Origin of the sequence: Nocardia noduli (genome assembly GCF_019038455.1) — a bacterium.
Taxonomy (GTDB): Bacteria; Actinomycetota; Actinomycetes; order Mycobacteriales; family Mycobacteriaceae; genus Nocardia; species Nocardia noduli.
Window position 1 is genome coordinate 1 of sequence record NZ_JAFMPL010000071.1, and the last position, 23,222, is coordinate 23,222.

Sequence of the window (23,222 nt, forward strand, 5' to 3'; positions counted from 1 at the left end):
CGGTGGCGCTCATGCGGTTTTGCCTTCCTGGTCGGTGTGCACGACCCGCAGATGCGGGCGCACGGCCTGGTGGGCTGCTTCGATGTCGTCGAGCGCGGCCGAGATGTCGGCGGCGTAGGGGCGATCCATCCACGGCACGGTCTGACCGAGCGTCGGGCGATTGCCGGAGGTGAACACCACACACCGACCGCGGGGCAGGGCCGCGAGATCGCTGGGGTGCAAGGTGATTTCGGAAGTCCGTGACGTGGAGGTCGACCGGGAGTCCTTCGACTTCGATACCGAGGTCACCAGCTCGTAGTGCGGCCCGATCAACTCGCTACGGCCACGCAAGAAGGTTTCGTCGTCCAAACCACCACCGATGACCTTGACGTTCGAGGTCGACCACAGCGCTTTCATGCCGTCTTCGCCCCAGCAGCGCACACCCTGTGCCCAGGACTGCAAGATCGTCATGATGACCATGCCGCGCGACCCGAAGGTCGAGTACTGCTTGGGCAGGTCACGCCACCGCACGATGTTGGCGGCCTCGTCGAGGATGATCGTCAACGGCACCGGCAACCGTCCGCCGCGATGCCGAACACCCTCGACCTTGCCCGCGTCGGCCACCGCCGCGCACAGCGCCGTGACCAGCGGACCCGCGCTGCCCGGCCCTTCCTCACTGAGCGGGTAGAGCGTGTCGCGGGAAAGGACGAAATCGGCGACCTTGAACGCGGTCCGGGGCTTCTCAGCCTTCTCCGGCGCGCACACCCACCGCTGAACCGCCGAGAACCGCAGGCACGACGCCATCTTCTTCGCCGTGGAGAACACCCCACCGCGCTGCTTGTCCGGGGCGAGGTACTGATCACGCAGCGCAGCCGCCGCCAGCACGTATCCGGCCTCTTGCAGGATGTCGATCGGATCTTGGTTGCTGGCCTTGGTCACCCACAGGAACACCTGCGTGATCGGCTTCTTCGCCACCGCCGCCGCCAGGATCAAACCCGTCAGCAGGTCCTCACCCTCGGGCTCGAAAAACGCGTCACGAGCAGAGGATTCGTTGGCTGCCGAGAAATGCGCGGCCAGCTGTGCGGCGCGCTCCTCCGCGCCGTTCCCGCCGTCCTCGCCCAGCACCCAATCGCACGGATCCCAATACCAGGAGCACGGCTCGGCGGCCACGCCCTGCGGGTCGAACACCCACACGTTGCGGCCCTCGGTCGAGCGTGCCTTGCGGGTCGCATCGACCACATCACGCTTGTTCGACGTCGCGACGACCGCGCCGACGGCCTCCATCACCGCCGGGATCACCCGCGAGGTGGACTTGCCGGTACGCGGACCCCAGATGTCGAGGTGCAGATCCTCATACGAGGCGTAGAGCGCCTGCCCGTCAGAGACCGCCAATGCGATCAACACACCCGGCTCGTCACCCTCGCGCAGCTGCACCCGCAGGTCAGCGGCCTTGGCCGCCACCGCCTTCCGCGACAGCGTCGCCAACTCCTTGCCCTTGGCCATGAACCGGGCCTGAGAATCGATGGCCTCACGCTTGATCCGGCCCCGGTCGCGATAGAGCTGGGCGCATTTGCGGCAGGTCGCTTTCCACGCCCACACCGACCCGGCGACCGTGGCGGCCGTACCGACCGTGAGAGTGACCGCACCACCGGTAGCCGCACCGGTCCAATCCAGATCACCGGTCATCAAGTTGATGCTCATGATCAACGGGTTCCAGCTGACGTGCTGCTGGGTGTCGGCGTATAGGGACTCACCGACCCGGATACTCATCCCCGCGGCTTCACCGATACCCATCACAGCGGCCGTGATGATCGGGCCGCGCCACGACTCATCGAAATCCGAACCGCCCCCACGAGGCTGTTTCACACTGCGGTCCATCAGGCCGCTCCTTCCATCTGTGCACCGCGGGCCGCGTCGGCGACCTGGGCGAGTTCGACGGCGACGTTGTGGCGCAGCTGCTGACGCGGGGTCTTGCTGCGCGCGGACAGTGGAGGCATCTGCACCCCGGCCACGTACGACTCGGTCAGCAACCCGGCCAGCACCTGCGGGATCGCCCAGTCCGCGCACTCGGCCAGACGCGGGCAGCCGCCACAGAACGCACGAACCTCCCGCTTCTGCTCGGCGGTGGAGGGGAAGAAGAAGTCCTGGTCCACGCCACGGCAGGATCGATCCAGGAACGTCACCGGATCCGGCAGCTGGTTCGCCATCACCGCTCACCTGCGGTGGTGGATAGCGGGCAGAACGGGGAGCAGTCGCCGATCACGCGGGTCGGCGACGGGGCGCTCGGATCGTGCGGCGGGAACGCCAGCGTCACCACGGCCATCACCGCCAGGGCGAACAGCACGACCCCGGCCACCCACATCGCCATCGACGACACGACACCGATACCGCGGCCGCCGGAGTCCGGAACGATTGGCACAACCACTTCGACGATGCGTTCGCGGGCCATCACGCCACCACCGACAGCGCTGCGAAACCGACAGCCTCAGCAGCGGTGAGCCCGAGCGAGCCCGCCCACCGCTCGACCTCCGGGCGGTCCGGAGCGATCGCGATCCGCATACCGGCCAAGGCCTGCGCGCGGGTCAGCGTGCGACCGGGCAGGTAGTCGAGCACCCACCGGTCCTGGCCGACGTAGTCGGCGTGGTGATCGGTCTCTTCGGAGACCAGATGCCCGGCGGCCTCGATCACTGCCGGGATGGTGGGAGCCGCTGCGCGACGCCAGGTTTCGGGCGTCCATGTGGTTGGAATACGCATCAGCGGTCACCGCTTACGAGCGCGACGGGCTGAACGAGACTCAGAACCTCGCTACGACGCACGCGGTAGTGACGACCGTTGACGAGCCATCCGCGCAGTTCACCCGCCTTGATCCAGTTCTTGATGGTCTTGGCGTCCACTTGGACGAGTGACGCTGCGGTACTCGCCGGGATCAGGTCTTCGGGGACCAGTTCCTCCCGGCTTGAAACGGCTGAGAGATCGACAGTCATGAAGGGGCCTCCTGCGGTAATTCCGGAACTTTCTTCCGTGATGCCTATGCAGGTCCATGGTGCATCAACCTGCATAGGCAGGTCAATACCTGGATAGGCCGCTTATGCAGGTATGTGGCAGGTCGTAGGCTGATAGGCATGAGCGCGATCGATCCCGACGACCCCCGTCCACCCCGGCGGCAACTCGCTGACCTGCTACGGGCCGCGATCCTGACCGGGAAACTGAAGCCCGGCGAGAAAATCCCGTCGGGACCAGAACTTGCCGAGCGGTACGGCGTGTCCAAAGTGACTGCACAGCAAGCGGTCGCGGAGGTGCGTACCGAAGGACTCGTCTTTTCGCGGCCAGGGTCCGGCGTGTTCGTGAAGGAGCGCACGAGCAGGCCCGTGGGCCTTCGACCTCATCTTGAGCGCGCGTTCACGGCGCCGAAGGTGACAGTGGATTTCGCGGGGTTCGCGGCAGAGACCCTGCACGGCGCGATTTCAGAGCCGCTGGACAAGATTCGAGATGGCCTGTTCCGCCCGCAATCGATCGATGTTCGCATTCTCGTTCCGGATCCAGGAACGCCGTGGGCGCTGCCTTCGCGCGCGTCGGATCTCGCGGACTCTCCCGCGTTCCGGAGGCGGATGCAGCGGATCATGGAACGCCACGCGTTCGGCATCCACGACGAAGTATTGGAGTTGAAGCGGATCGGGCTGATCGACTCCGCGTCGGTGCAGATCCGGGTCTATCCGGCGACACCGCTGTTCAAGCTCTACATCATCAACGAGAGCGATGCCTTCTTCGGCTTCTATCCGATCGAGGAGCATCAACTCCCGCTAGACGGCGAAGACACGGTGATGCTCGATCTCGTGGGCAAGAACGCCACGCTTTTCCACCTGGAGACCGACCAAGACCAGGAGTCTTTCAAGTCCCAGTTCATCGACCAATGCCAGCGTTGGTACGAGAGCGTCTGGAAAATCGGCCGCGACCTTCAGCCCTAGAAACGAGATACAGCTATGTCGGTGCCCATCGCCACGCTCGGTGTGGTGATCGTGACCTACAACAACGAGGCTGACCTGCCTCGATGCCTGGACGCGGTCCAGAGCAACGCCCGCGGTGCCACCGTCGTCGTGCGGGACTGTGGGTCATCGGACCTGAGTGTCGCTATCGCCGAACAACATCCAGCCGTCGCCAATGTCATCAGCGGCGCGAATGTCGGGTTTGGCGCGGCCTGCAACGAGGCTGCGAGGTCACTCGGCAGCGACATCCGGATGTTCCTGTTCCTGAACCCGGACACCGCTGTCGGCTGCGACGTGGCCGGCCTACTCGAGTACGTGACGAGGTTCGGCGAATTCGGTTGTGTCGGCATCCAACAGCAGTCGTTCGGGGGGGACCTCGTGTGGTCCTGGGACGAGTTCCCCACCCCGCCGCTTGAGTGGCAGAAGGCGCGAAAGGCGACCCTGGTGCAGCGCTCACCAGCGGGCTACACCGACGATCGACGCGTCGACTGGAACATGGGCGCATTCCTGCTCGTGCCGCGTGACGCATTCGACGACGCAGCCGGTTTCGACGAGCAGTTCTTCCTGTTCTACGAAGAGATCGACCTCCAGCAGCGCTTGGCCCAGCGCGGACGACCGACCTACTACGTGAACAAGTGCCACTACCAGCACGATCGCAGCGACAAGGCCACCCTGTGGCGTGAGGTCCTCCGCCTCAACTCACGGCGAAAGTACGACCGAAAGTGGCTGTCCTGGTTCGACACCCTGCAATGTCAGATTGCCCAGTCCTACCGCTGGATACAAGACGCCATCCGGCCGCAACGGGACCGTGACCGTCGACTGGTCATCCCGCGGCTGCTTGCGACCTGGGGACTTATTCGCGCTGTCGTTCCACCAGAAGCCATCGACGGTGGGATCGACTCCTGGCGCTCTGTGCGCCCGTTCTGGACACACGTTGAAATCTCACGAGAGCAGTGAGGTGCGACCGAAATCCCCCCAAATTGGGGGCGTTTCAATCTGACTACGGCGTGGCGGCTGTGGATATGGTCGGGAACGTACTAGTACTGGTTGCCATGCCGATGCCGCGCAGACTCCCGCCGACGAAACCTGTCGGCACGAATCTCAGTTACGAGGTGCTGGATGCCTTGGACGCTGCTGTCGGGCAGCGCGGGCTCAGCAAGCGGGCACTGTTCGAAATCGCATTGCGTCGAGAACTCGGACTGCCGCCCTATCCCGGTGACACGGACGGACAGGAGGAACTTCCGATCTCGGCGTAGCCGAGGACTCCGCAGCTATACGCGGAGAGAAAGTCCCCAATAACGAGGAAGGCCTCCCAGTTGGCGCTGGGAGGCTCTTCAAAGGCCCTGATAGGACCACGCTTTGTCAAGCGGTTCTCAGGGTAGCAAGACCGCGCGTCCGCAACAAAGGATCACACCCTTTGCATCGGGTTACGATTCTGCGAACAAGCCGTCTTGGCTACCTTCTCGCATTTCGAGAGGCTGTGTCGCCTCTCCTCGGCGGCGTACCCGCGCAAACTCTGCGCCGGTCGTCTTGTTCTCGCTTCCTCCCCTGCGTTTGGAGTTGGACGAGAAAGCCTACGACCGCGTCCCGGCCTGCTGGTGGTCACGACGACGATGGATCGCGCATTGTCTCGCACTCTACGACCAGTACTACGAGCAACTGCGTCGCAATGAGTTGGTCGAGTCGGTGTCTCGACGCACGTTCGAGCACTACCTCATCGCTGAGTCCTCCGGTGCCGACCACTCCACCGGACGGGATTGCCGCGTCTCCGTCGCCCACTTGCGTGCCGTGACGGTCCGAGCGCGCTCGACGATGTTCCGGTGCCGCCGCTTGGTCACCGCGTTCGGTGCCCGCACAACTGTTTTCCGCGGCCGTCGCCGTACGTTGGCGGAACGGCTGGAGTCCTGGCGCCGCGGGGACCGGTCCCGAGGCTGGGCCTCGGTCGCCGCACTGCACGAATCCGTCACCCTGCCTGTGGATAACTCACGGGTCTCGGAGATCCTTGACCAGGGCTTTGGGACCCCTCTGAGACGAAGTCTCGGTTCTCTTTCTCTCTCACACCCCAGCTCAGTAACTGACCAACAGAACATGACGAAAGGAAGCGCTCCGCGCAGCAAGGACACGGGGAGGGTTCGCCGGAAACCGCGTGCGTACGACCCCAGAGCACTGCTATTGGCCTCCAGAGTGCGCACAGACGCTCGCTTTCCGCTCTGGGTACGCCAACTCGGGCCACAGGGCCTGGCGGCCGTCCTGACCAAACGCGCGGTGATGGGCTGGCAGGTCGACGACGTGTACGCGGCCCTGGACGAGATCTATCTCAGCGGGCGCCGGATCTTCGACCGGCCGAAGGATCCGTTCGCATATCTCGCGTACCTGCTCTCGTCGACGCCGGTCGACGAGCCCCCGATGCTGCTGGACCGCGCACGGGAGACCGCCGCCGAGCTGGAGCGCCAGGCCGCGCAGCGCGCCGAGAACGCCGCCCGGCGTGCGCAGGCGATGGCGCAGGTACCCGCCGCGCCGGACTCTGCCGCGATAGCCCAGGCCCGCGAGATCGCGGCGGCCGCCGCCCGGCGCGGAATCAGCACCAAAGCCGCGGCCCGCGTGGCGGCGGCGGCCGAGCTGCGCGACCTCGCGCAGCATGCACGCGAGGGATGACCTCACCAGGCGGTCGGTGGAGTCGAGATCGAATCCACCGGTGGAAAGGGGGTTACGCGCGCGTGCGCGAAGCCCCGCTCCCACCGAACGCACCGCTAGCTAGTCGTGCTAGCACAACTAGCTTTGCAGGTCAGCAGCCATTTCGGTCCATATACTCTCTCAATGCCTGGTCGGTGATCGACGCGATGGAGATGCTGCGGTCACCGGTCTCGTAGCGCAGCTTGTCGACGGCGCGGCCGAGGCGATTCTTCGTCGAGGGCCGGATCCGCACATTGTGTTGCTCGATCAGCCGTTCCTCCAGTGGCTCCTGCGCGGCCGGTGCCGTTGGAGTCGGCAGGCGCGGAGCGGGGGCCGGGGGTTCCGAGGCCGGGCGGTCCGGGAGGTCGTCTGCGGGATGGGTGCGCCGGCCGATGGCCGGTTCACGATTCACGGCGTTCATGCGGTGGCTCCCGCGCGCGCCACCAGACCCAGCTCGACCGCGAGGTCGGTGTAGGCGACCTGGAGAGACAGGGACTTGCCACCGCGGAATCCGTGGATCGGTGTGCGCGCCGAGTGCGCGTCCTGGCGGGCCGCCAGATCCGGAACCACCGTGCGGCAGACCTTCCCGCCCTGGCCGTAGGTGCCGTAGCTCTCGCGCAGCTCGGTCTCGCGGAAGGCGTGCTCGCCGATCCCGCGGTGCTTGGACACCACGATCGACTCGAACCGCAGACGTTTGTTCGGACGCCGCTGGACTCGGGCGATGGTCTCCTCCACGCGGGTTACGCCCTTGACCGAGTCCACGGTGGGCTCGGTGACCACCAGGACCTCATCGGCGGTCAGCAACGCGGAGAACAGCATCTTCCCCAAGCTCGGCGGGGTGTCGAACAGCACCGCCCTGTAGGCGCTGAGGTCGACACCGTCCAGCGCGGCGTCCAGTCGCCACACCAGATCCGCGTTCCCGGCCTCGTCGAGCGCCGACAGCCCTTCCACGGCAGGGGCGATGTCGACGTGATCCCAGCGCGAGGCCACGACCACGTCGGCGAGCGCGCCCGGCTTGGTCTTGGCGTCGAACAGGTCCGCGACGCTGGGCTGCCCGTCTGCGACGACCACACCGACGCCCTCGGTGGCATTGGCCTGGGAGTCCAGGTCGATCACCAGGACATTCCCGCCGCCCTGGTCCTTCGGACGGGCCGCGATTGCGCTGGCCAGCCCCAACACGGTCGCCGTTTTGCCGACGCCGCCCTTCTGATTCGCCAGCACCAGCAAGCGCGGCTGGCTGTCTGTGCTCGGTTCGCTCACAACGCAACCCTAACAGTCATAGCAAGTATCTATAGCTAGCTACGCTATGCTAGCTAGCACATTTAAATCGTTCCGTAAAAACGTTTTGACGAAACGAATTGATATGTATAAAACGCAACATACGTAACGATTCATGATAGAATTGTGTTATGAGCGAGCAATCAGAGACTTCGACTACCGGGGATGCGGCGGCCGCGCCGCGCGTGTGCGCGTTCCCGGTCGCGTTTGACGCAGAATCCGGCGATTTCGCCGCGTCGGGGCACGTTTTGCCCGAGGCGGGGGTGCGTCCGGGCCGGAAATCCGAGTACTGCGGGGAGTTCCACGTCGATCCGGACGGTGTGCGGCGCAAGCACGACCGGGCGGGTGCGTTCGCGCGGCGACGGGAATTGCAGTTGGAGGCGGCGGGGAAGGTCGCGCCGCGGTCGGATCGTCCGGCGCCGCGTCCGGTGACTTCGTCGCGGGCGACGTTGGCCGAGCTGCTGGCGGCGTGGGAGATGGTGACCACCAACCATCGCGCCCAGTTGGCCGAGATCCTGGAGAAGGCGGTCGACGTCGTGGCGACGGCGTCGGATCCGGACGCCGCCGTCGCCGAGGTCACCCGCATCCGCGCCGAACTCCAGGCCGAGGTCGACGCCGCGCACGCCCAGGTCGCCGACGCCGAGGCCGATGCCCAGGCCGCGCGACTGGACCGCACTCGCGCGCTGGAGGACAAGGAGCTGGCCGAGGGCGCGGCCGTCGACGCCCTGGCCGAACGCGACGCCCAGGTCGAAGCGGCCGAGGCCGCCCGCGCCGAGCTGGAGCGGGTACGCCGTGAGAGCGCCGATCAGATCGCCCAGGTCGAAACCCAAGCCCGGGAACGGATCACCTCGGTCGAACGCGCGGCCGCCGAAAAGGTCGCCGCCGCCGAAACCGCGGCCGCCGAACGTATCGAGCAGGTCGAGCACGATGCCGCCGTGCAGGTCACCGCGGCGCACGACGCTCGCGACAGCGCGGCCGCCGCGCAGCGCGACGCCGAGAGCGCTCGGGCCGCTGCCGATCAGGCCGCCGCTGATGCTCGCGCGGATGCCGAACGGCTGCGGACCGAACTCGGCGAGGCCCGCGAGCAGGCGCGGGTCGAGCGTGAGCAGTCCCGCGCCCAGATCGAGGTATTGCGCCGCGAGTCGGCCGAGCGGATCGGCGCGGTCGAGGCACAATCACGGGAGCAGGTGGCCGCCGCTGTCCGCGCGGCCGATGAGCGCGTCGCGGCCGCCGATCAGGCCGCCGCCGATGCCCGCGCCGACCTCGCGCAATCCCGTGAGCAGGCCCGCGCGGAGCGTCAACAACTGTCTGTGCAGCTCGATACCATCCGCGAGGAGGCCAAGGCCCGCGCCGAGGCGGACCGTGCCGAAATCGGCCAGCTGCGTACCGAACTCACCACTACCCGATCCGAAGCACGCACCGACCGCGAGCAGCTGCGCGCCGACCACGCCGCCGAACTCACCCGGGTCCAAGCGGCCCACGACACCCAGGTATCCACCCTGGCGGCCGCGCTCGACGCGGCCCGCGCCACCACACCGAAGGAAGGCAAACGCTGATGAGGGTTCCCGACAGGTTTCTCCTGATGTTCGACCGTTCCGAGGCCGCCCGCGACCACCGGGAACGCCGCGACTACCGGATAGCGATGTCCGAAGTCCGCCCCGACCTGGACCCGCAATTCGCGTTGGCCCGACTCGCTCGCCACCGCCGCTGGTCGCTGCGCGCGCTGATCGCGGTCATCACCTTCGGAACGGTGTGGTCCGGGATCGCGGTCCACCTGGCCCTCCCCGCCGACGCACCGGCCAACGACTACCTGCTCGGACCGATGGTCGGACTGTTCGGTGTCGCCTCGCTGTGCGGCACCACCTACATCTACGACCGGCTCGTCGACTTCGAGGACGACAAACTCTGGCAGGTCCGCGCCGTCATGGCCGGGGCGCTGGCAATGGTCACAGGCGCTGTCCTCGCCGTGAGCCTCAACGGCGACATCCCTGGCAACGAACTGCTCATGAACCTCGTGATCCTCGTCGTCACCGGGATCGCGCTCATCAGCGCGGTCTCGCTGAGCAACGGCTTCCACGCCGCCATGAAACCGCTCTACCGCAACGGAGATCCCGCATGACCACCATCGACCACGACATCGACGAGCGCACCCAGTTGCAGCAGCATCTGGCCGAACTGTCGACGATGACGCTCAAGAAGGACCAGATCGTCTACGCCTGCGAGCAGCTGTACCGCCCGGGGGTCAAGCTGAGCGGCAAGACCGTCATGGACTGGCTGGCGGGTTTCGGTATCGAGGTCAGCCGCCCGTCCACCTCGGGCATCGTCACGAAGTGGTGCGCTGACCACGACATCGTGCGCACCGCGGACCTTCCCGCCCTCACCGCGGGGATGCTGGCCGAACTCGACGCCGCTCGCGCCGGTTCCGACGCCGGCCACGCGCTGCCGAACGAACACGACCAGACGCCCGAACCGAACACGGCCGCCACTACCGAACAGGTCGCCGTAGCTGTTCGGTCCGACACCGAACAGATGGCCGGTACCGAACAGCCCGGACCGAACACCGAACACCCGGTGACCGAACACCCGGCGGTGACCGAACAGGCACGACCGAACAGCGAACAACCGACCGAACAGAGCGAACAGCTCGATCCGGAACCTTCGAACGGAGACGACGTGCCCGCCGCCCCCTCACCCGTCGAGGTCGTCCCGGCGCCACTGCTGTTCGATCCGCCCGCGCCGGTGACCGAACAGCCCGCCGTGGTGTCTGTTCGCACCGAACAGGCAGCGAACGGACAGGCTCCGGTGTTCGCACCGGACACCGAACGGACAGCGAACGAACACCCGACACCCGTCCTCGGCGAATCCCCGGCAGTCGCGTCGCCGGTCGTCGTGGAGCAGGTGGTCGAGCCGGTCAAGGCCAAGAAGCCGTTGGTGGTGTGGCCGGTGATGTTGATGGCGCTCTCGGCGTTCGTGTCGATCTGGTCCGGTTGGGTCGGGCTGGGGGAGATGACCGGGTTCGGTGTGGTCGAGGTCCTGCCCGGGATCAGCGAGTTCAAGCTGAACACCGCGATCACCCTGCCCATCGGTGTCGAGGCGTACGCCAGTTACGCCCTGTACGTGTGGCTGTCCGGGCGCACCCGCACCCCGGGCACCAAGGCGTTCGCGAAGTGGTCGGCCATCGCGTCCCTGAGCCTGGGCGCGGCCGGACAGATCGCCTACCACCTGCTCATGCAGTCCCAGCACGACGAACTGGAGGCAGCCAAGACCACCGCGGTCGAACTCGCCCGCACCACCGGAACCGCTGTCGTCGAACCGTTGGCTACCGCGCCGTGGTGGATCACCACCTTCGTCGCCTGCCTGCCGGTGATCGTCGTCGGCATGGGCGCCGCACTCGCGCACATGGTCCTGTCGGAGCGCGAACACTGAGGACCGAACAGTCCGGGACCGAACACCGAACACCGGTGACCGAACAGCAGACAGAGGACCGAACAGCGAACAGGCCGCGAGCGAACAGACCGAACAGCCGATCCTGACCGAACAGACTCGACCGAACAGACCCCGGTCGGTAGCGAACAGACCGAACAGCCGCTGACCGAACAGACAACGGCGAGAACGAACACCGAACAGCAGACGAGGACCCCGGCGGCACCTATCCGCCGGGGTCCTCGTCTGTTTAGGCGACGTAGGCCCTGGGAGCGCGAACTGCCCAGGGACCACGTCGCATCGAACTCTACCGACGCGGCGGCGGTGCGCCACCGCGAGCACATCCCCTCGCGCCCGTCGCCGGGCGCAACCTGAAACCCCGGGGTTTCAGGACATCTCGCGCACCCCGTCGCCAGCAAAAACCGCCCGGTTTTTGCATATCTTGCTCACCGGAAAGCGACGAGTTCCACCCACGCTGACGAAACGTCACGGTGGGTGAAGCCGCGGCCGGTTCAGGCCAATGGCCGGCGGCAGAACTCGACGTCGAGGATGGCCTCGATCACCTCGTCTTTGCTCCAGTCCTGCGTCGGACACGCATCGTTGAGGTAGTGCACGGTGCGGCCGTCGGATTCGGTGATCCCGGCGCGCATCATAGCGATCAGCTCGTCGACGGTGGAGCGGTCCAGCTCGTCGTAGCGCGCCCGCTCCTGGCCGCTGAGGGCGATTCCAGCCTTGTCGCTCACGCTCGGTTTCCCTTCCGTCGCGGTCGCCGCGTGCCGCTCGTCGACGGCGCGGCCGGACGCGGCCAGTGTCGTCCAGGCCGCCGGTTCCGCGCGGTTCCCGCGCCCGGATTTATCCGTCCTGTGAGGTCCCGTCTCAAGAGGCGACCCGGTGCCTTCCGATCCGGTAGTCTCAGGGATTGAATCGGGAGCAAGCTAGAATTTAGGTGCACTATAGTGCACACCCACCCGTCCGGGTGGTCGCTGCGCTGGGCATTAGGAGGGCCTGCTGATGGCAGGGGAGTCGCCAGATCTGCGGGCGCGAGCGCGCCGCAGTCGGCAGGCGAATGTGGCCGGTGGCCGCAATCAGCGGTGCGTGGTGAAGCTGACCGAGGCCGAGCACGCGGACCTCACCGCGATGGCGGCGGCGGCCGGAATGTCGGTGCAGCGGCTGTTGGTGGAGTCGACGTTGGAGCGCGAAGGCGTCGAGGGTGGTGCCGCGGCGGTGGCGGCGGTGCGGGAGTCGTTGTTGGCGTTCGCGGATCTGGATACCGAGCTTCGGCGGGTCGGCAATAACCTCAACCAGCTGACCCGGTACAGCCACCAGGACAAGGACTTCGCCGAGGGCTTGGAGTTCGCGTTGGGTGCGGTGGTGCGGGTGTGCCTGCACTTGGACGAGGTCGCGCGGGCGATGGTCGGTAAGGGTCCGGCGGTGACGGCGCGGTCGATGCCCGATATCGACGCGCCGGTCGACGCCACCGGGTCCGGGTGGGCCGACACTGTCGATCCGGTCTGAGCGGGGTGGTGCGGCGATGATGCCGAACATCTCGAAGGGCGCGGACATGGTCCGGTTGGTGCAGTATCTGGCTGGTCCGGGCAAGTTCAACGAACACGTCGATCAGCGGGTGATTGCCGGGGACATCGTGTCGATGAGCGTGTTCGGTGGTCGTATCGATGTCGATCGTGCGACGGAGTTGGGTCGGTTGTTGGACAGCTCGCGCATGACGGTGCGGAAGGGGGAGCCGGTGCTGGTGACCTCCTACAAGAAGGCGAAAGCGCTGATGGCCGAGGGGATGCCGAAAGCGGCCGCGTTCGAGGCGGCGACCAGCGACGAGCATGTCCTGCACTGCTCGCTGGCGCTGGGGGCGTCGGAAGGTGAACTCTCGGATGAGAAGTGGGCGGCGATCTCGCGGGACTTCCTGCTTGAGATGGGGTTCATCGGTCGCGATGATGTGCCGGATGTGCGGTGGGCCGCGATTCGGCACGGGTTGTCGAAGAACGGCAACGATCACGTGCATTTGGCGATGTCGGTGGTGCGTCCGGATGGCAGCCTGATCGACACCTACCGCGACCGTTTGAGGTCGCAGGCCGCGGCGAACGTGTTGGAGCACAAGCACGGGTTGCGGGTGTTGTGGTCGCGGGAAGAGGGCGGGACCGAACGCGGGGTGAAGCCGGGTGAGCAGCGCCGTGCGGCCGAGCAGGGCGCACCGGCCACCGATCGGGAGCTGCTGGGCCGTCAGGTGCGCGGGATCGCGGCGGTGGCCGAGACCGAGGCGGAGTTCGTCGCCGAGCTGCGCGGCGCGGGGATCATGGTCAAGCCCCGGTTCGCCAAGGGCGGTGAGTCGGTCACCGGCTATTCGGTGCGCTATCCGCCGCATCGGGCGCAGGACACCGGCGCCGAGCGGACCTCGCTGTGGTACGGCGGCGGGCACCTGTCGAAAGACCTCACGCTGGAGTCGCTGCGGGCCTGGACCGGGTGGGAGACGACCCCGGAGTCGCGGGACGCGGCGATGGCGCAGTGGCGGGGCACGATGACGACCCGGTCCGGGCGCTCGTATGCGCCGGATCCGGGAGCGGAGCGCGAGGCGATCACCCGCCTGGGGCAGTGGTCGGCCTACATGCGCACGATCCCGGTCGAGGACCGTGACGCCTGGGCGAAAGCGGCGGGTCAGACTTCGGGGGTGTTCGCGGCCGCGAGTATGAGCACCGAGACCCGTCCGGGCCCGCTGAATCAGCTCTCGCGCCAGCTCGCTCGTGCCGCGCAGACTCCGGCGCATCAACGTGATCCGCGCTCGCCGCACAAGGCGGGGATGCGGGCGGTGTCGCGGATGTTGCGGTCGACGATGTCGAAGACCGCGGGCGATATCGCGTTGATCGAGGCGATGATCGATTGCCTGCTCACGGTCATGGACATGCTCTCGGCGACCGAACGCGCGAACGCGGCCGCCGCGATGGCCAGCCAGGCGCGCCAAGCGCTGACCGAGATCCATCTCCGCGCCGCCGGTGTCGACCCGAGCCGGGAGTACGTGACCGCGGTCGGGTCACCGGGATGGGCGGCCCACGCCCGCGCGAAGGTCGTCACCGAACGACCGGCGGACCAGGTACGCCAGGTCGAGAAGATCGAAACCGTTGCCGGGCAATGGGGACACCGCCGCATCGCGTTGCAGGATCGCCCCGGTGCTCCGGAGATCGACGAGTTCGGCCACATCATCGCCCCGGCCGAATCTGCCGGGTCCGAACGGACCGAACCAGTGGTCGCCGAAGCCTCGACATCGGAGGCCGAGGGGCCGCAGGAGCCGGTGTCGCCGTTGCGGCGGTGGGCGGCCAAGGCCGCCGCAGAGCAGAGCGAGCTGTACACCAGATTGGGCAAGTACCAGCCGGATCCGACTGCACCACACGGACAGGACGACATCGATGACGCGACCGAGGCTGTCGACCGCGTCCGGGAGACCGCGCAGGACTGGGAGAAGTTCATGCCCCCGCCTGGCAAGCGGCCCGATCGCGGGACCGGTTTCGAACGCTGACCGCACCCGGGGGTTGTGTGGCAAGCCCTCCCCACTGGGGGAGGGCGCGGCAGCCTATTTCCGCCACCACTCGGCGATGAGTTCGATCGCGTCTCCGACGTTGTTGGCGTCATAGTGGACCCCCGACGCGCCGGTGACCCACGGCAGCGGTGGCGTTTGGAGCCGGTGAAGAAGTAGGGCTCACTGCTGATAGCCGACGCGGCGAATCGCGGGTCGTGGGAAGCTGAAATGTTGGGGTCGGGGAGGGGTTTGCTCCCCGACCTCAACGCTTGGTGGAGGCTCGAAGCCGATCCGGTTCCGGCTCTGGGGGTCGAGAGGGCGCGCAGCCTGCAATCACCGGGCGGCTGGATCGGGGGGCTATGGTCTGCTACCCCAGTCCGTGACCGGTGCCGCGGCTGGGGCCGTGGTCGCGTGGGGCTGAGCGGAACATCTGTTTGGTGCGTTCCCGTGCCTCGGCGCGTTGGGCTTCGCGTTGTTCTCGGCGTTGGATTTCTTGCTGGGATGGCAGGGGGTGGTCTTGTGCCCAGATCTCGAGGCGGGTTTGGTCTTCGCGTGCTCGCTGCTCGGGTGGGAGTTCCTTGCGGCGGGTGCGTTCGTCGGCGGCTTGTTGGTAGTGGGCTTCGTGGCGTGCGTATTTCGCGGTGATCCGGTCGAGCTTGACCTGCGCGGTGTCGATCTCGTCGGTGGCGTCCTGTAGGAGCCGAGTACGGGTTTCGTGGTCGGCGGCTTCATTCAGGACGCGATGCCACCATCCGCTGCTGTTGCCGGTCTTGGCGGCGGCGCGGTCGGCGATCTTTCGGGCGGCGTCGAGTTCTTTGCGGGCCGCGTCGGCAGCTGTCTGTGCTTGGTCGAGCACGGCTTGGCGAGCGCGGTGGGCGGGGCGCCAGCGGGCGGTGCGCAGGAGTGCGGTCTGCGCCTGGTCGCGGGCCTTGGCGGCCTCGTGGTAGCGCATTTGGGCCTGTTTGGCCTCGTCTGCGGCTGTGCGGGCGGCGTGGATGGCGATGACCTGTTGGTCGAGTCGTTGCTGTCGCTGCTGTTCCTGAGCGAGTTTTTCTCGGGCCTGCTCGACCGGGTTGTGCCCGATGGTCAGGCCGAACTCTTCGGCGGCGTCGAACATGGTCGGGCGGCGGGCTTGGTGTCGCTGCTGGATCTCGGCTTGCAGAATCGAGTTGGGCATCCCGCGTAGGGCGTCGCGCCGGTATTCACCGATCCGGCCGACGAATTCGGTGTCGCGTTCGGTGTCGAGGGTGTGGGCCATGCGCCAGCGCATCGCGGCGGCGGGCTGCTCGGCGGGTAGTTGCCGATCGGCGTGCGCGGCGAGCACGGCGTCGGGGATGTTGACGCCGGCGGCGGCCGCGCGGGAGAACTCCGCGGCCAGACTCGGCCAGTACGGGTCGGTGCCGATTCGTTCATCGATGCCATCGACGACTGGTCGCCAGCGGCGGGTGTGGGTGTCGAGGTCACCGACGCGTTTGGCGACGGCCTGGTCCAGGCGTTGCTGTTCGTGTCGGTCGGCGGCCGCGTACTGCGCGGGGCCGGTGGGGCGGCGGTCGAGATCGGGGATCGTGTGCGCGGCACGCCATACCGCGAGTTCGGCGGTCAGGGCGGGATCTGCTTCGCGTAGGCGTCGCGCCCACAACGGGACCGCGTCGCCGGTGGTGGTCCGGGCCTGGGTGGCGATCTGTTCGGCCATGGTGGTGATCTGTTTCGCGCGTACCGCGAGGTGGTGGTGGTCCTGCTCGCCGGGGTTCAGCGCGGCCGGGATCTCTGGCAGCCAGCGCAGCGGTCCGGAGGTTTTTCCTTGGGAGTGGTGACCGGTGGGGTCGAGTCGCCAGTCCAGTACCGCGGCGGGGTCGGCGGCGGTGGCGAGACTGCGCGCGGCGGCGGCGTCGGTGAGCGCCTGGAGCGGATCTTTTCCGGACAGTTCGATCAGTGCCAGGTGCGCGCGCAGGACCGGCCATGCTTCGGCGTCGGTGACACCGGGTGCGAGTTGTTCGGCGTGCGTGGCGATCTCGGCGGCGCGTTCGGGGCTGAGGCGGGTTTCGGCGATGTGGTCGAGGGCGTGTTGGTAGGCGTTGACCTCACCGGCGAGGCGTTGATGTGGGTCGGCGTCGTCGCGGGCCTGGGTGGTCGCCGAGATCTGGGTGCCTTCGCGTGCGAGGACACCGGTGAGGATGTCCAGGGCGGTCGGCGGGTGCACGGCGTCGTAGGCGTGGGCGGGCTGCTCGTCGGTGCTCGTCGTGCCGAGGTAGAGATGGTTTCCGGTCCGGCCGCGGGTGAGCATCACATACAGCTGGGCGCGGGACTCGCGGCCGGTGAGCACCCCGTGGCAGCGATCCACCGTCATTCCTTGCGCCGAATCGATGGTGGTGGCGTAGCCGAGCCCGACGTGTTCGCGGACGTAGTCGGCGGGCAGGATCACGCGGCGTCCGGATCCGAGGTGGGTGGCGGTGATGCGGCCGTCGTCGTGCACGACGCGGACTTCCCACCGGTAGCCGTTGCGGACGTAGTCGGTATCGGAGATCCGCAGGCGGCGATGGTTGCGGCGGGTGGTGATGATGTCCCCGGCCGAGGCCGAGTGCCCATCCGCGAGCGGGGTTTCGGCGCCGAGGTATTCGAAGCGTCGTTCGGCCTGGTGTAGGCGTTCGGCGCGGGCCAGGGCGTTGAGTTCGGCGACCAGGGCGCGGGTGGGGGCGAGCATCGCGGTGTCGCGGCCCTGGGAGTGGTCGACGCGCCAGGCCCGGAACGCCGCGTGAACGTTCTCTTCGAGGGTGCCGACGTGGACGCGGTGGTGGTCGAAGTAGTAGGCGAGCCCGGCCGGGTCACCTTCGCGTAGGGCGAGGCTGGCGGCGGCTTCGCCGTGGTCGGCGAAGCGCATCACCTTCGTCAAGGTCGGGGAGGGTGTGGTTTCGACGATGTCGCGGATGATGCCGCCCGCCTCGACCGAGGACAGCTGTTTGTCGTCGCCGATCGCGCGGATCGTGGCCTCGCGGCCCATCAGGAACCGCACCAGCGCATCGAGTTTCAGGGTGGAGGTCTTGGCGGCCTCGTCCAGGATGATCAGGGTGTTGGCGTCGATGACGGGCAGGGAATCGGGCTCGTGCTCGGCGAGGCGCAGCAGCAGGTCGACGGTGTAGGCGGGGATCCCGGTCTCGGCGGACAGGATCGCGGCCGCCGCCGCGGTCGGGGCGATCCCGATCACGTTGCCACGGTGGCCGGTCCAGGCATTGCCCAGCACCGTCGCGGCGGTGGTCTTCCCGGTTCCGGCCGGAGCGACCGCACACAGGAACCGCCGTTCGGAGGTAGCGCAGGCGTGCACGAGGGCGCGCTGGCCGGGGTTGAGTTCGTGGCCGTTGGCGGCGTACTCGATCTCGGCCAGCTCGACCACCGACGCCGGGATCACGCGGGCGCCGTCGAGCTGGGCGGCCGCGAGCAGCCGGGCCTCGGCGGCGACGATCTGAGGGGAGGTGTACTTGGTGGAATCGGCGCGGGTGTAGACGCTGGTCCCGTCCGAGCGGGTCAAACCGATCGCCATCGGCGCGGGATCGACCAGGCGACGCGGGATCGAGAGTCCGTCACCGACCGCGTAGGCCACGACCTGCTCCAGCGCGGTAGCGAAGGCGGCGTCCTCGACGTGGCCGCGTAGTCGGCGCACGGCTTCGGCGCGGATGTGGTTGATCCGCCACGTCGCCCGCTCTTGGGAAACCCTGTCGACCACGTCGGCCGCGGCCTCGGCCAGGTCGGGATCGCGTGGTGCACGCTCGACGGCGGCCTGGTTGGTCATCGTTGCGACCATGGCGTCGACCGCGGCCGCGCCGCCGAGTGTGCGGCGGGCCTCAGCGGCCCAGTCCTGGCGCTGTTCGGCCCGTGACCTGGCGTGATGTTTGCCGCCTCGGGTCGACAGGGTCGCTTCCTCCGACATCCGCCACCGGTCTTTCGGGGAGGGTTCGCGGCCGTGGCGGGCTTGGAAGTCGGCTGCCATGGCGGCGATCTTCTCGCTGATGGCCTCCCCACGCGTCGACCACACCGCGGCCAGGCGCTCGTCGAAGCCGGCCAACTCCCGGATCGGGCGTTTCGGGTCGACGCCGGTCTGCGCGCGTTCGACGAAAGCGATGGTGCCGAGCCTGGTTTCGAGGTGATGCTCGAGGCGGGAGTTGTAGATCTCCGACGCGGTGACCGCGTGCTGGTAGAGCATGTTCGAATCCAGCGCGCCCCACTGCCCGTCGCGGCGGCGGACTTTTGCCGAGATCACCACGTGGGTGTGTAGATCCGGGTCACCGGCGCGGGAATCGCGGTGGTCGAAGATGGTCGCGATCAACCCGCCGACCTCGACCTGGGCGACCCCACCGGCACCGATGCGGGTGTAGGCGATGTTCTGCTGCAAGAAGACGAGCGCGTCGTCCAGGGCGGCGTGGTGACACGCCTCGACATGGTCGGAGAGATCGCGCTGCGAGAGCGCCCACAACGCGGAAACACTCTTGACCGGGGAGAACGTCAAATCGTAGGCGGCGTTGCGTTTGGCGGTCGGCCGCGCGGCCTTGGCCACCCACGACGACAGTTCCTCGGAGTTGCGGGGGTCGTAGCCGTGCTCGTCGAAGAACATCCGCTGCGCGACCTCGGTGGCGATGTACTCACGATCGGTATCGGGGATCGGCGCGTCCGGCACCCGATTGTGGCCGATGTTCCAGTCGCGGTAGGCGCGACGGCATTCCGCGCGGTAGGAGTACTCCTGCACCGAGGGCCGGATGAACGGGGCACCGATCCGGGCGACCTGGCGGATCGCGTCCGCGCGCGCGACCCGCGCCGAACACCCTTCCGCGCGGTTGGCGGCGACCTTCTCGGCGATCAACGCTTCGGCGTTGGGGTGCAGTCCCCGGCCGTAGAGCGCCCACATTTGAGACTCGGTGACCTGATCACCTGCGGTGATCGAGGACAGCAGATTGTCATCGTCGTCGTGGATATCGAGGTCGGCCAGACCCGCACCCCACCAGCGGCCCGGGGACTCGCCACGCTCGCTGTAGTAGTCGGCCAACTTCTGCGGTCCGCGCTCGTTCGCGTCGTGAGTGGCGATATTGCGCAGGTAGTACTCGTATCCGTCGCCACTCGCGATCTTCGCCAGTGACATCACCCCAACAAGCATACCCCGCAGTACTTTTCCGTGATCGTGCTGTGACCTGGGTGTAAGAGGTGTGAACGGCTGTAGAAAAGATGCGAGGAAAAGGTGAGGTAGAGGGTGTTTGAGAGAGGGTGGGAGAGGGGGAGGTGAGGGTGAAGAAGAGGGCGGTGAGAAGAGGAAAAGGGCGTGGAGAGGGAAGGTGGGATGTGTGAAGGAGTTTCAGGCAGGAGGTGAGGTGGGGTTCCCCCACCCCACCTGTCGCGCCTGAATTCGCGTGCCGCCTCGCGGCGACTCGGGGGTGCCCGCGCACCCGAACGTGCCGGGACTACTGCTGCGAGCTGACGGGGTTGTCGCTGACCTTGCCGTCGCGGATGCGTCCGACGTATTCGCGGGTGAACCCGGAATGCCGTGCCAGCGCGCTGGGTCCGATGCCCTCGGTCAATCCGCCACGGATCTCGGTGATCAGCTCTTTGCGCGCCTCGGCGTAGGCCGCTGTCGCGACGTCGTAGTGCTGGCGGGCCTGCTCGATTCGGCGGATCCGTTCCTCGCGGTCGGGCTGTTCCTCGCTCATGACCACACACGGTACCAGTGGGTGCGACCACTGTTGACATAATCCGGGTGGATGCTTACCGTAAATGATGGTTGCAAACTACGGTTGCGACCATCAGTCTCATTCGGTTTGTTCGTCCTTTTGGAGTCGCCATGACCGTCGTCAACGCCCCACCACTTCTCACACCACCCCGCACCGCTCGCGCGGGCTTGGATCCGGCGGGCGCGCGATGAGCCTGCGGTCGACGGTGTACTTCGCCGGATGGGGTGGTGACCAGCTGGGCTGGGAGCAGGTACCGGGGGTGTCGGGCCGTCTGGCGGCCAATCACAACCCGGTATGCGTGCAGGTCCACAGCCTGAATTTCCCGGGCACCGAGCATCTTCCGCCCGGCGATGTCGAGGACATCGACCTGGCCACGCTGCCCTACACCGAAATGTTCTGGGCGAGCCCGGCGTGCCCGGAGTGGACCGACGCCAAGGGCGTCAAACGCTACTTCGACCAGTCCAACCAGTACTCGATGTTCGATGAGGAACTGGGCCGGGTCGAGGATCCGGCGGCCTCGCGCTCGCGGGCGCTGATCGAACAGATCCCGCGGTACCTGCGCGCGATGGCCGCGCGGGGGACACCGGTGCTGGCCGGTGCGATGGAGAACGTGATCCAGTGCCGACGCTGGGACGACTGGAAACGCTGGATCAAGGCCATCCAGGACGCCGCGCCGGGCGGCTACGACGTCCGAGTGATCGCGTTGAACTCCGGACACGTACTGCCCCGGGCCTGCCTGCCGGTGCCGCAATCGCGAGACCGGCTGTATGTGGCGTACTGGCTCAAAGCGTTGGGCCGCACACCGGATTGGGACAAGTGGCTGCGCCCGAAAGCGTGGTGCGGGTCCTGCGAGCAGACCGTCGACGCGATCCAGTCCTGGAAGAAGCCCGGCGCCGACATGGGCCGCTACGGGATCCGCCACGGCCAGTACGTCTACCGGTGCCCGTCCAAGGCGTGCCGGGCCGCGATCGTCGACCCGATCACCACCCCCGCCGCCGTCGCGATCGACTGGAACCTGCCGCCCGGAGCGAAGATCGCCGACCGGTCCGAACCCCTGGCCGAGAACACGTTGGAGCGGATCCGGATCGGGCTGGCCAAGTTCGGCGGCTCCCCGATGCTGAGCCCGGCCGGGGGCACCTGGCGCACCGAACCGACCAGCCTCGGTGAACCGATGCCCGCCCGGACCACCCGCGAATCCGACGCGCTGGTGCTGCCACCGCTGGTGGTGCAGACCAGCGGGCGCGCGGCACCGACCGCGGTCTCCAGCGCGGGGATGCCGTTGCCGACCCAGACCACACGCCGAGAACTGGCCGTGGCCATCCCGCCGTTCATCGCCGAACTGCGCGGCGGCGGCTCCAAGAAATCCGCGCGGTCGCTGACCGAACCTCTGGCCACCTTCGCCGCGTCGGGGTTCCATCACGGGCTGGTGCAGCCGCCGGGATCCGAACACACTCGCCAGCTGCTGGTGCCCTACTACCGCACCGGTCGCGCGCACCCGATCAGTGAGCCGATGGGCACCCTGACCACCCGCGACCGATTCGGGCTCCTCGGGATCGACCCCGCCCAACTGCTGGGGCAGTGCACCTTCCGCATGTTGGAGGCCACCGAAATCCGCGCCGGGATGGCGTTCCCGGCGAACTTCCGCGCCGTCGGGGACAAACGCACCCAAGCCCGCGGTTACGGCAACGCCGTCACCCCCGCCGCCGCCGAAGTCATCGGCTGCGCACTCGTCGAAGCCATCACCGGTACAGATATCGAAAGGACAGTGGCGGCATGACCACGATCGAATGGACCGACGTCACCTGGAACCCGGTCACCGGGTGCGACCGCATCAGCCCCGGGTGCGACAACTGCTATGCCCTCGCGATGGCGAAGCGGCTCAAGGCGATGGGCTCGGCCAAGTACCAGCGCGACGGCCACCCGACCACTTCCGGCCCCGGGTTCGGCGTCACCGAACACCCCGACGCGCTCGATATCCCGCGCCGCTGGCGCACCCCGCGCATGGTCTTCGTGAACTCAATGTCGGATTTGTTCCATGCCCGGGTCAGTGTGGACTTCGTCCAGTCCGTGCTGGAGGTGATCGCCGAAACCCCGCAGCACACCTACCAGCTGCTCACGAAACGACCGGACCGGGCGCGGCTGCTGGCCGAACGCGGCCGAATCACCTTCCCACCGAACCTGTGGTTGGGCACGAGCGTGGAGAACGGTGCGGTCACCGGACGCATCACCGAGCTGACCTCGACACCGGGTGTCGCGGTGCGGTTCCTGTCGCTGGAACCGCTCCTCGGTCCCGTCGACCTGGACCGATTTCTGTTCACCCGCCGCTGCGCCGATGGTTGCTCATGCCGTCATCCCGACGACGGGGACCGCAACGAATGCGCCTGCGGGGGCGAGTGCGCCGAATGGCGACCGGCGCCGGAGATCGACTGGGTGATCGTCGGTGGCGAGTCCGGGCCGAACGCGCGCCCGATCCACCCGGACTGGGTCCGGGATCTGCGGGACCAGTGCGTCGACGCCGGGACGGCGTTCTTCTTCAAACAGTGGGGCGGGCGCACCCCGAAGTCGGCGGGCCGCGAACTCGACGGGCAGATCTGGAGCCAGTACCCGCGCAGCACCGCGACATCGCCCAGGCCGGGCAAATGACCACACCGAAGA

Annotated in this window: 21 protein-coding genes; 11 read left to right on the forward strand and 10 right to left on the reverse strand. The window is 67.5% G+C overall.

Annotated features, from left to right (window positions below):
- Positions 1–9: 9 nt before the first annotated feature.
- Genes JZ792_RS28460 through JZ792_RS28480 form a run of 5 tightly spaced genes read right to left on the reverse strand, consistent with a single transcriptional unit; the run spans position 10 to position 2,963 of the window.
- Complete coding sequence (locus JZ792_RS28460; RefSeq protein ID WP_216915190.1) at positions 10–1,857, reverse strand: type IV secretory system conjugative DNA transfer family protein; 1,848 nt, start codon at positions 1,855–1,857, stop codon at positions 10–12.
- Positions 1,857–2,186 (reverse strand): WhiB family transcriptional regulator, encoded by a 330-nt coding sequence (locus JZ792_RS28465; RefSeq protein ID WP_216915192.1) that lies wholly within the window; start codon positions 2,184–2,186, stop codon positions 1,857–1,859. Before JZ792_RS28465 ends, JZ792_RS28460 begins: the two co-directional genes overlap by 1 nt.
- Positions 2,186–2,428: a hypothetical protein gene (locus JZ792_RS28470; protein ID WP_216915194.1), complete on the reverse strand. Its 243-nt coding sequence runs from the start codon at positions 2,426–2,428 to the stop codon at positions 2,186–2,188. Before JZ792_RS28470 ends, JZ792_RS28465 begins: the two co-directional genes overlap by 1 nt.
- Positions 2,428–2,733, reverse strand: a complete 306-nt coding sequence (locus JZ792_RS28475) for a hypothetical protein (protein WP_216915196.1) — start codon at positions 2,731–2,733, stop codon at positions 2,428–2,430. The genes JZ792_RS28470 and JZ792_RS28475 overlap by 1 nt, the downstream gene beginning before the upstream one ends.
- On the reverse strand, positions 2,733–2,963 hold the full coding sequence (locus JZ792_RS28480; protein ID WP_216915198.1) for an excisionase family DNA-binding protein: 231 nt from the start codon (positions 2,961–2,963) through the stop codon (positions 2,733–2,735). Before JZ792_RS28480 ends, JZ792_RS28475 begins: the two co-directional genes overlap by 1 nt.
- A 138-nt stretch (positions 2,964–3,101) precedes the next feature.
- Between JZ792_RS28480 and JZ792_RS28485 the strand changes: the two genes are divergently transcribed.
- The 4 genes from JZ792_RS28485 to JZ792_RS28500 all read left to right on the forward strand — a co-directional run bounded on the left by JZ792_RS28485 (position 3,102) and on the right by JZ792_RS28500 (position 6,617).
- Positions 3,102–3,944 carry a winged helix-turn-helix domain-containing protein gene (locus JZ792_RS28485; protein WP_216915200.1) on the forward strand — a complete coding sequence of 281 codons (843 nt, stop codon included), beginning with the start codon at positions 3,102–3,104 and terminating at the stop codon, positions 3,942–3,944.
- Positions 3,945–3,986: 42 nt separating this feature from the next.
- Entirely contained in the window at positions 3,987–4,919 is a 933-nt protein-coding gene (locus JZ792_RS28490; RefSeq protein ID WP_216915202.1) for a glycosyltransferase, read from the forward strand.
- A gap of 65 nt (positions 4,920–4,984) precedes the next feature.
- A complete protein-coding gene (locus JZ792_RS28495; protein WP_216915204.1) occupies positions 4,985–5,218 on the forward strand; it encodes a hypothetical protein in 234 nt (77 codons plus the stop codon).
- 928 nt (positions 5,219–6,146) lie between these two features.
- Positions 6,147–6,617, forward strand: coding sequence for a hypothetical protein (locus tag JZ792_RS28500; RefSeq protein WP_216915206.1), 471 nt, complete (start codon positions 6,147–6,149; stop codon positions 6,615–6,617).
- Between the two features lie 130 nt (positions 6,618–6,747).
- Here JZ792_RS28500 and JZ792_RS28505 read toward each other — a convergent pair whose 3' ends face one another.
- Positions 6,748–7,056: a hypothetical protein gene (locus JZ792_RS28505; protein WP_216915207.1), complete on the reverse strand. Its 309-nt coding sequence runs from the start codon at positions 7,054–7,056 to the stop codon at positions 6,748–6,750.
- On the reverse strand, positions 7,053–7,895 hold the full coding sequence (locus tag JZ792_RS28510; RefSeq protein ID WP_216915209.1) for a ParA family protein: 843 nt from the start codon (positions 7,893–7,895) through the stop codon (positions 7,053–7,055). Before JZ792_RS28510 ends, JZ792_RS28505 begins: the two co-directional genes overlap by 4 nt.
- A 149-nt stretch (positions 7,896–8,044) precedes the next feature.
- On the opposite strand from JZ792_RS28510, the gene JZ792_RS28515 reads away from it, so the two are divergent.
- The 3 genes from JZ792_RS28515 to JZ792_RS28525 are packed head-to-tail and all read left to right on the forward strand — an operon-like array spanning position 8,045 to position 11,339.
- Entirely contained in the window at positions 8,045–9,469 is a 1,425-nt protein-coding gene (locus tag JZ792_RS28515) for a coiled-coil domain-containing protein (protein WP_216915211.1), read from the forward strand.
- Positions 9,469–10,032: a hypothetical protein gene (locus tag JZ792_RS28520; RefSeq protein ID WP_216915213.1), complete on the forward strand. Its 564-nt coding sequence runs from the start codon at positions 9,469–9,471 to the stop codon at positions 10,030–10,032. The genes JZ792_RS28515 and JZ792_RS28520 overlap by 1 nt, the downstream gene beginning before the upstream one ends.
- A complete protein-coding gene (locus JZ792_RS28525; RefSeq protein ID WP_216915215.1) occupies positions 10,029–11,339 on the forward strand; it encodes a hypothetical protein in 1,311 nt (436 codons plus the stop codon). Before JZ792_RS28520 ends, JZ792_RS28525 begins: the two co-directional genes overlap by 4 nt.
- 509 nt (positions 11,340–11,848) lie before the next feature.
- Here the strand turns inward: JZ792_RS28525 and JZ792_RS28530 are convergent.
- Complete coding sequence (locus tag JZ792_RS28530) at positions 11,849–12,079, reverse strand: hypothetical protein (protein ID WP_216915217.1); 231 nt, start codon at positions 12,077–12,079, stop codon at positions 11,849–11,851.
- A 268-nt stretch (positions 12,080–12,347) separates the two neighbouring features.
- On the opposite strand from JZ792_RS28530, the gene JZ792_RS28535 reads away from it, so the two are divergent.
- Entirely contained in the window at positions 12,348–12,851 is a 504-nt protein-coding gene (locus JZ792_RS28535) for a plasmid mobilization protein (protein WP_216915219.1), read from the forward strand.
- Positions 12,852–12,867: 16 nt separating this feature from the next.
- Positions 12,868–14,859, forward strand: coding sequence for a relaxase/mobilization nuclease domain-containing protein (locus JZ792_RS28540; protein ID WP_216915221.1), 1,992 nt, complete (start codon positions 12,868–12,870; stop codon positions 14,857–14,859).
- Positions 14,860–15,226: 367 nt separating this feature from the next.
- Here the strand turns inward: JZ792_RS28540 and mobF are convergent, their stop codons facing one another.
- Together mobF and JZ792_RS28550 are read right to left on the reverse strand one after the other, a co-directional pair.
- Positions 15,227–19,984 carry a MobF family relaxase gene (gene mobF / locus JZ792_RS28545; protein ID WP_254190491.1) on the reverse strand — a complete coding sequence of 1,586 codons (4,758 nt, stop codon included), beginning with the start codon at positions 19,982–19,984 and terminating at the stop codon, positions 15,227–15,229.
- A gap of 316 nt (positions 19,985–20,300) precedes the next feature.
- A complete protein-coding gene (locus JZ792_RS28550; protein WP_254190488.1) occupies positions 20,301–20,546 on the reverse strand; it encodes a hypothetical protein in 246 nt (81 codons plus the stop codon).
- A 208-nt stretch (positions 20,547–20,754) separates the two neighbouring features.
- On the opposite strand from JZ792_RS28550, the gene JZ792_RS28555 reads away from it, so the two are divergent.
- Both JZ792_RS28555 and JZ792_RS28560 read left to right on the forward strand, forming a co-directional pair.
- The gene (locus tag JZ792_RS28555) at positions 20,755–22,344 is read left to right on the forward strand and encodes a DNA cytosine methyltransferase (RefSeq protein WP_216915225.1); all 1,590 of its coding nucleotides are present in this window, start codon (positions 20,755–20,757) and stop codon (positions 22,342–22,344) included.
- Positions 22,341–23,210, forward strand: a complete 870-nt coding sequence (locus JZ792_RS28560; RefSeq protein ID WP_216915227.1) for a DUF5131 family protein — start codon at positions 22,341–22,343, stop codon at positions 23,208–23,210. The genes JZ792_RS28555 and JZ792_RS28560 overlap by 4 nt, the downstream gene beginning before the upstream one ends.
- Positions 23,211–23,222 lie beyond the last annotated feature (12 nt).

Coding starts and splice junctions, on each gene's coding strand:
- JZ792_RS28515 (WP_216915211.1), top strand. CDS start 8,045: ATGAGCGAGCAATCAGAGACTTCGACTACCGGGGATGCGGCGGCCGCG.
- JZ792_RS28560 (WP_216915227.1), top strand. CDS start 22,341: ATGACCACGATCGAATGGACCGACGTCACCTGGAACCCGGTCACCGGG.
- JZ792_RS28495 (WP_216915204.1), top strand. CDS start 4,985: ATGGTCGGGAACGTACTAGTACTGGTTGCCATGCCGATGCCGCGCAGA.
- JZ792_RS28485 (WP_216915200.1), top strand. CDS start 3,102: ATGAGCGCGATCGATCCCGACGACCCCCGTCCACCCCGGCGGCAACTC.
- JZ792_RS28480 (WP_216915198.1), bottom strand. CDS start 2,963: ATGACTGTCGATCTCTCAGCCGTTTCAAGCCGGGAGGAACTGGTCCCC.
- JZ792_RS28470 (WP_216915194.1), bottom strand. CDS start 2,428: ATGGCCCGCGAACGCATCGTCGAAGTGGTTGTGCCAATCGTTCCGGAC.
- JZ792_RS28525 (WP_216915215.1), top strand. CDS start 10,029: ATGACCACCATCGACCACGACATCGACGAGCGCACCCAGTTGCAGCAG.
- JZ792_RS28535 (WP_216915219.1), top strand. CDS start 12,348: ATGGCAGGGGAGTCGCCAGATCTGCGGGCGCGAGCGCGCCGCAGTCGG.
- JZ792_RS28460 (WP_216915190.1), bottom strand. CDS start 1,857: ATGGACCGCAGTGTGAAACAGCCTCGTGGGGGCGGTTCGGATTTCGAT.
- JZ792_RS28475 (WP_216915196.1), bottom strand. CDS start 2,733: ATGCGTATTCCAACCACATGGACGCCCGAAACCTGGCGTCGCGCAGCG.
- JZ792_RS28550 (WP_254190488.1), bottom strand. CDS start 20,546: ATGAGCGAGGAACAGCCCGACCGCGAGGAACGGATCCGCCGAATCGAG.
- JZ792_RS28555 (WP_216915225.1), top strand. CDS start 20,755: ATGAGCCTGCGGTCGACGGTGTACTTCGCCGGATGGGGTGGTGACCAG.
- mobF (WP_254190491.1), bottom strand. CDS start 19,984: ATGTCACTGGCGAAGATCGCGAGTGGCGACGGATACGAGTACTACCTG.
- JZ792_RS28520 (WP_216915213.1), top strand. CDS start 9,469: ATGAGGGTTCCCGACAGGTTTCTCCTGATGTTCGACCGTTCCGAGGCC.
- JZ792_RS28505 (WP_216915207.1), bottom strand. CDS start 7,056: ATGAACGCCGTGAATCGTGAACCGGCCATCGGCCGGCGCACCCATCCC.
- JZ792_RS28540 (WP_216915221.1), top strand. CDS start 12,868: ATGATGCCGAACATCTCGAAGGGCGCGGACATGGTCCGGTTGGTGCAG.
- JZ792_RS28465 (WP_216915192.1), bottom strand. CDS start 2,186: ATGGCGAACCAGCTGCCGGATCCGGTGACGTTCCTGGATCGATCCTGC.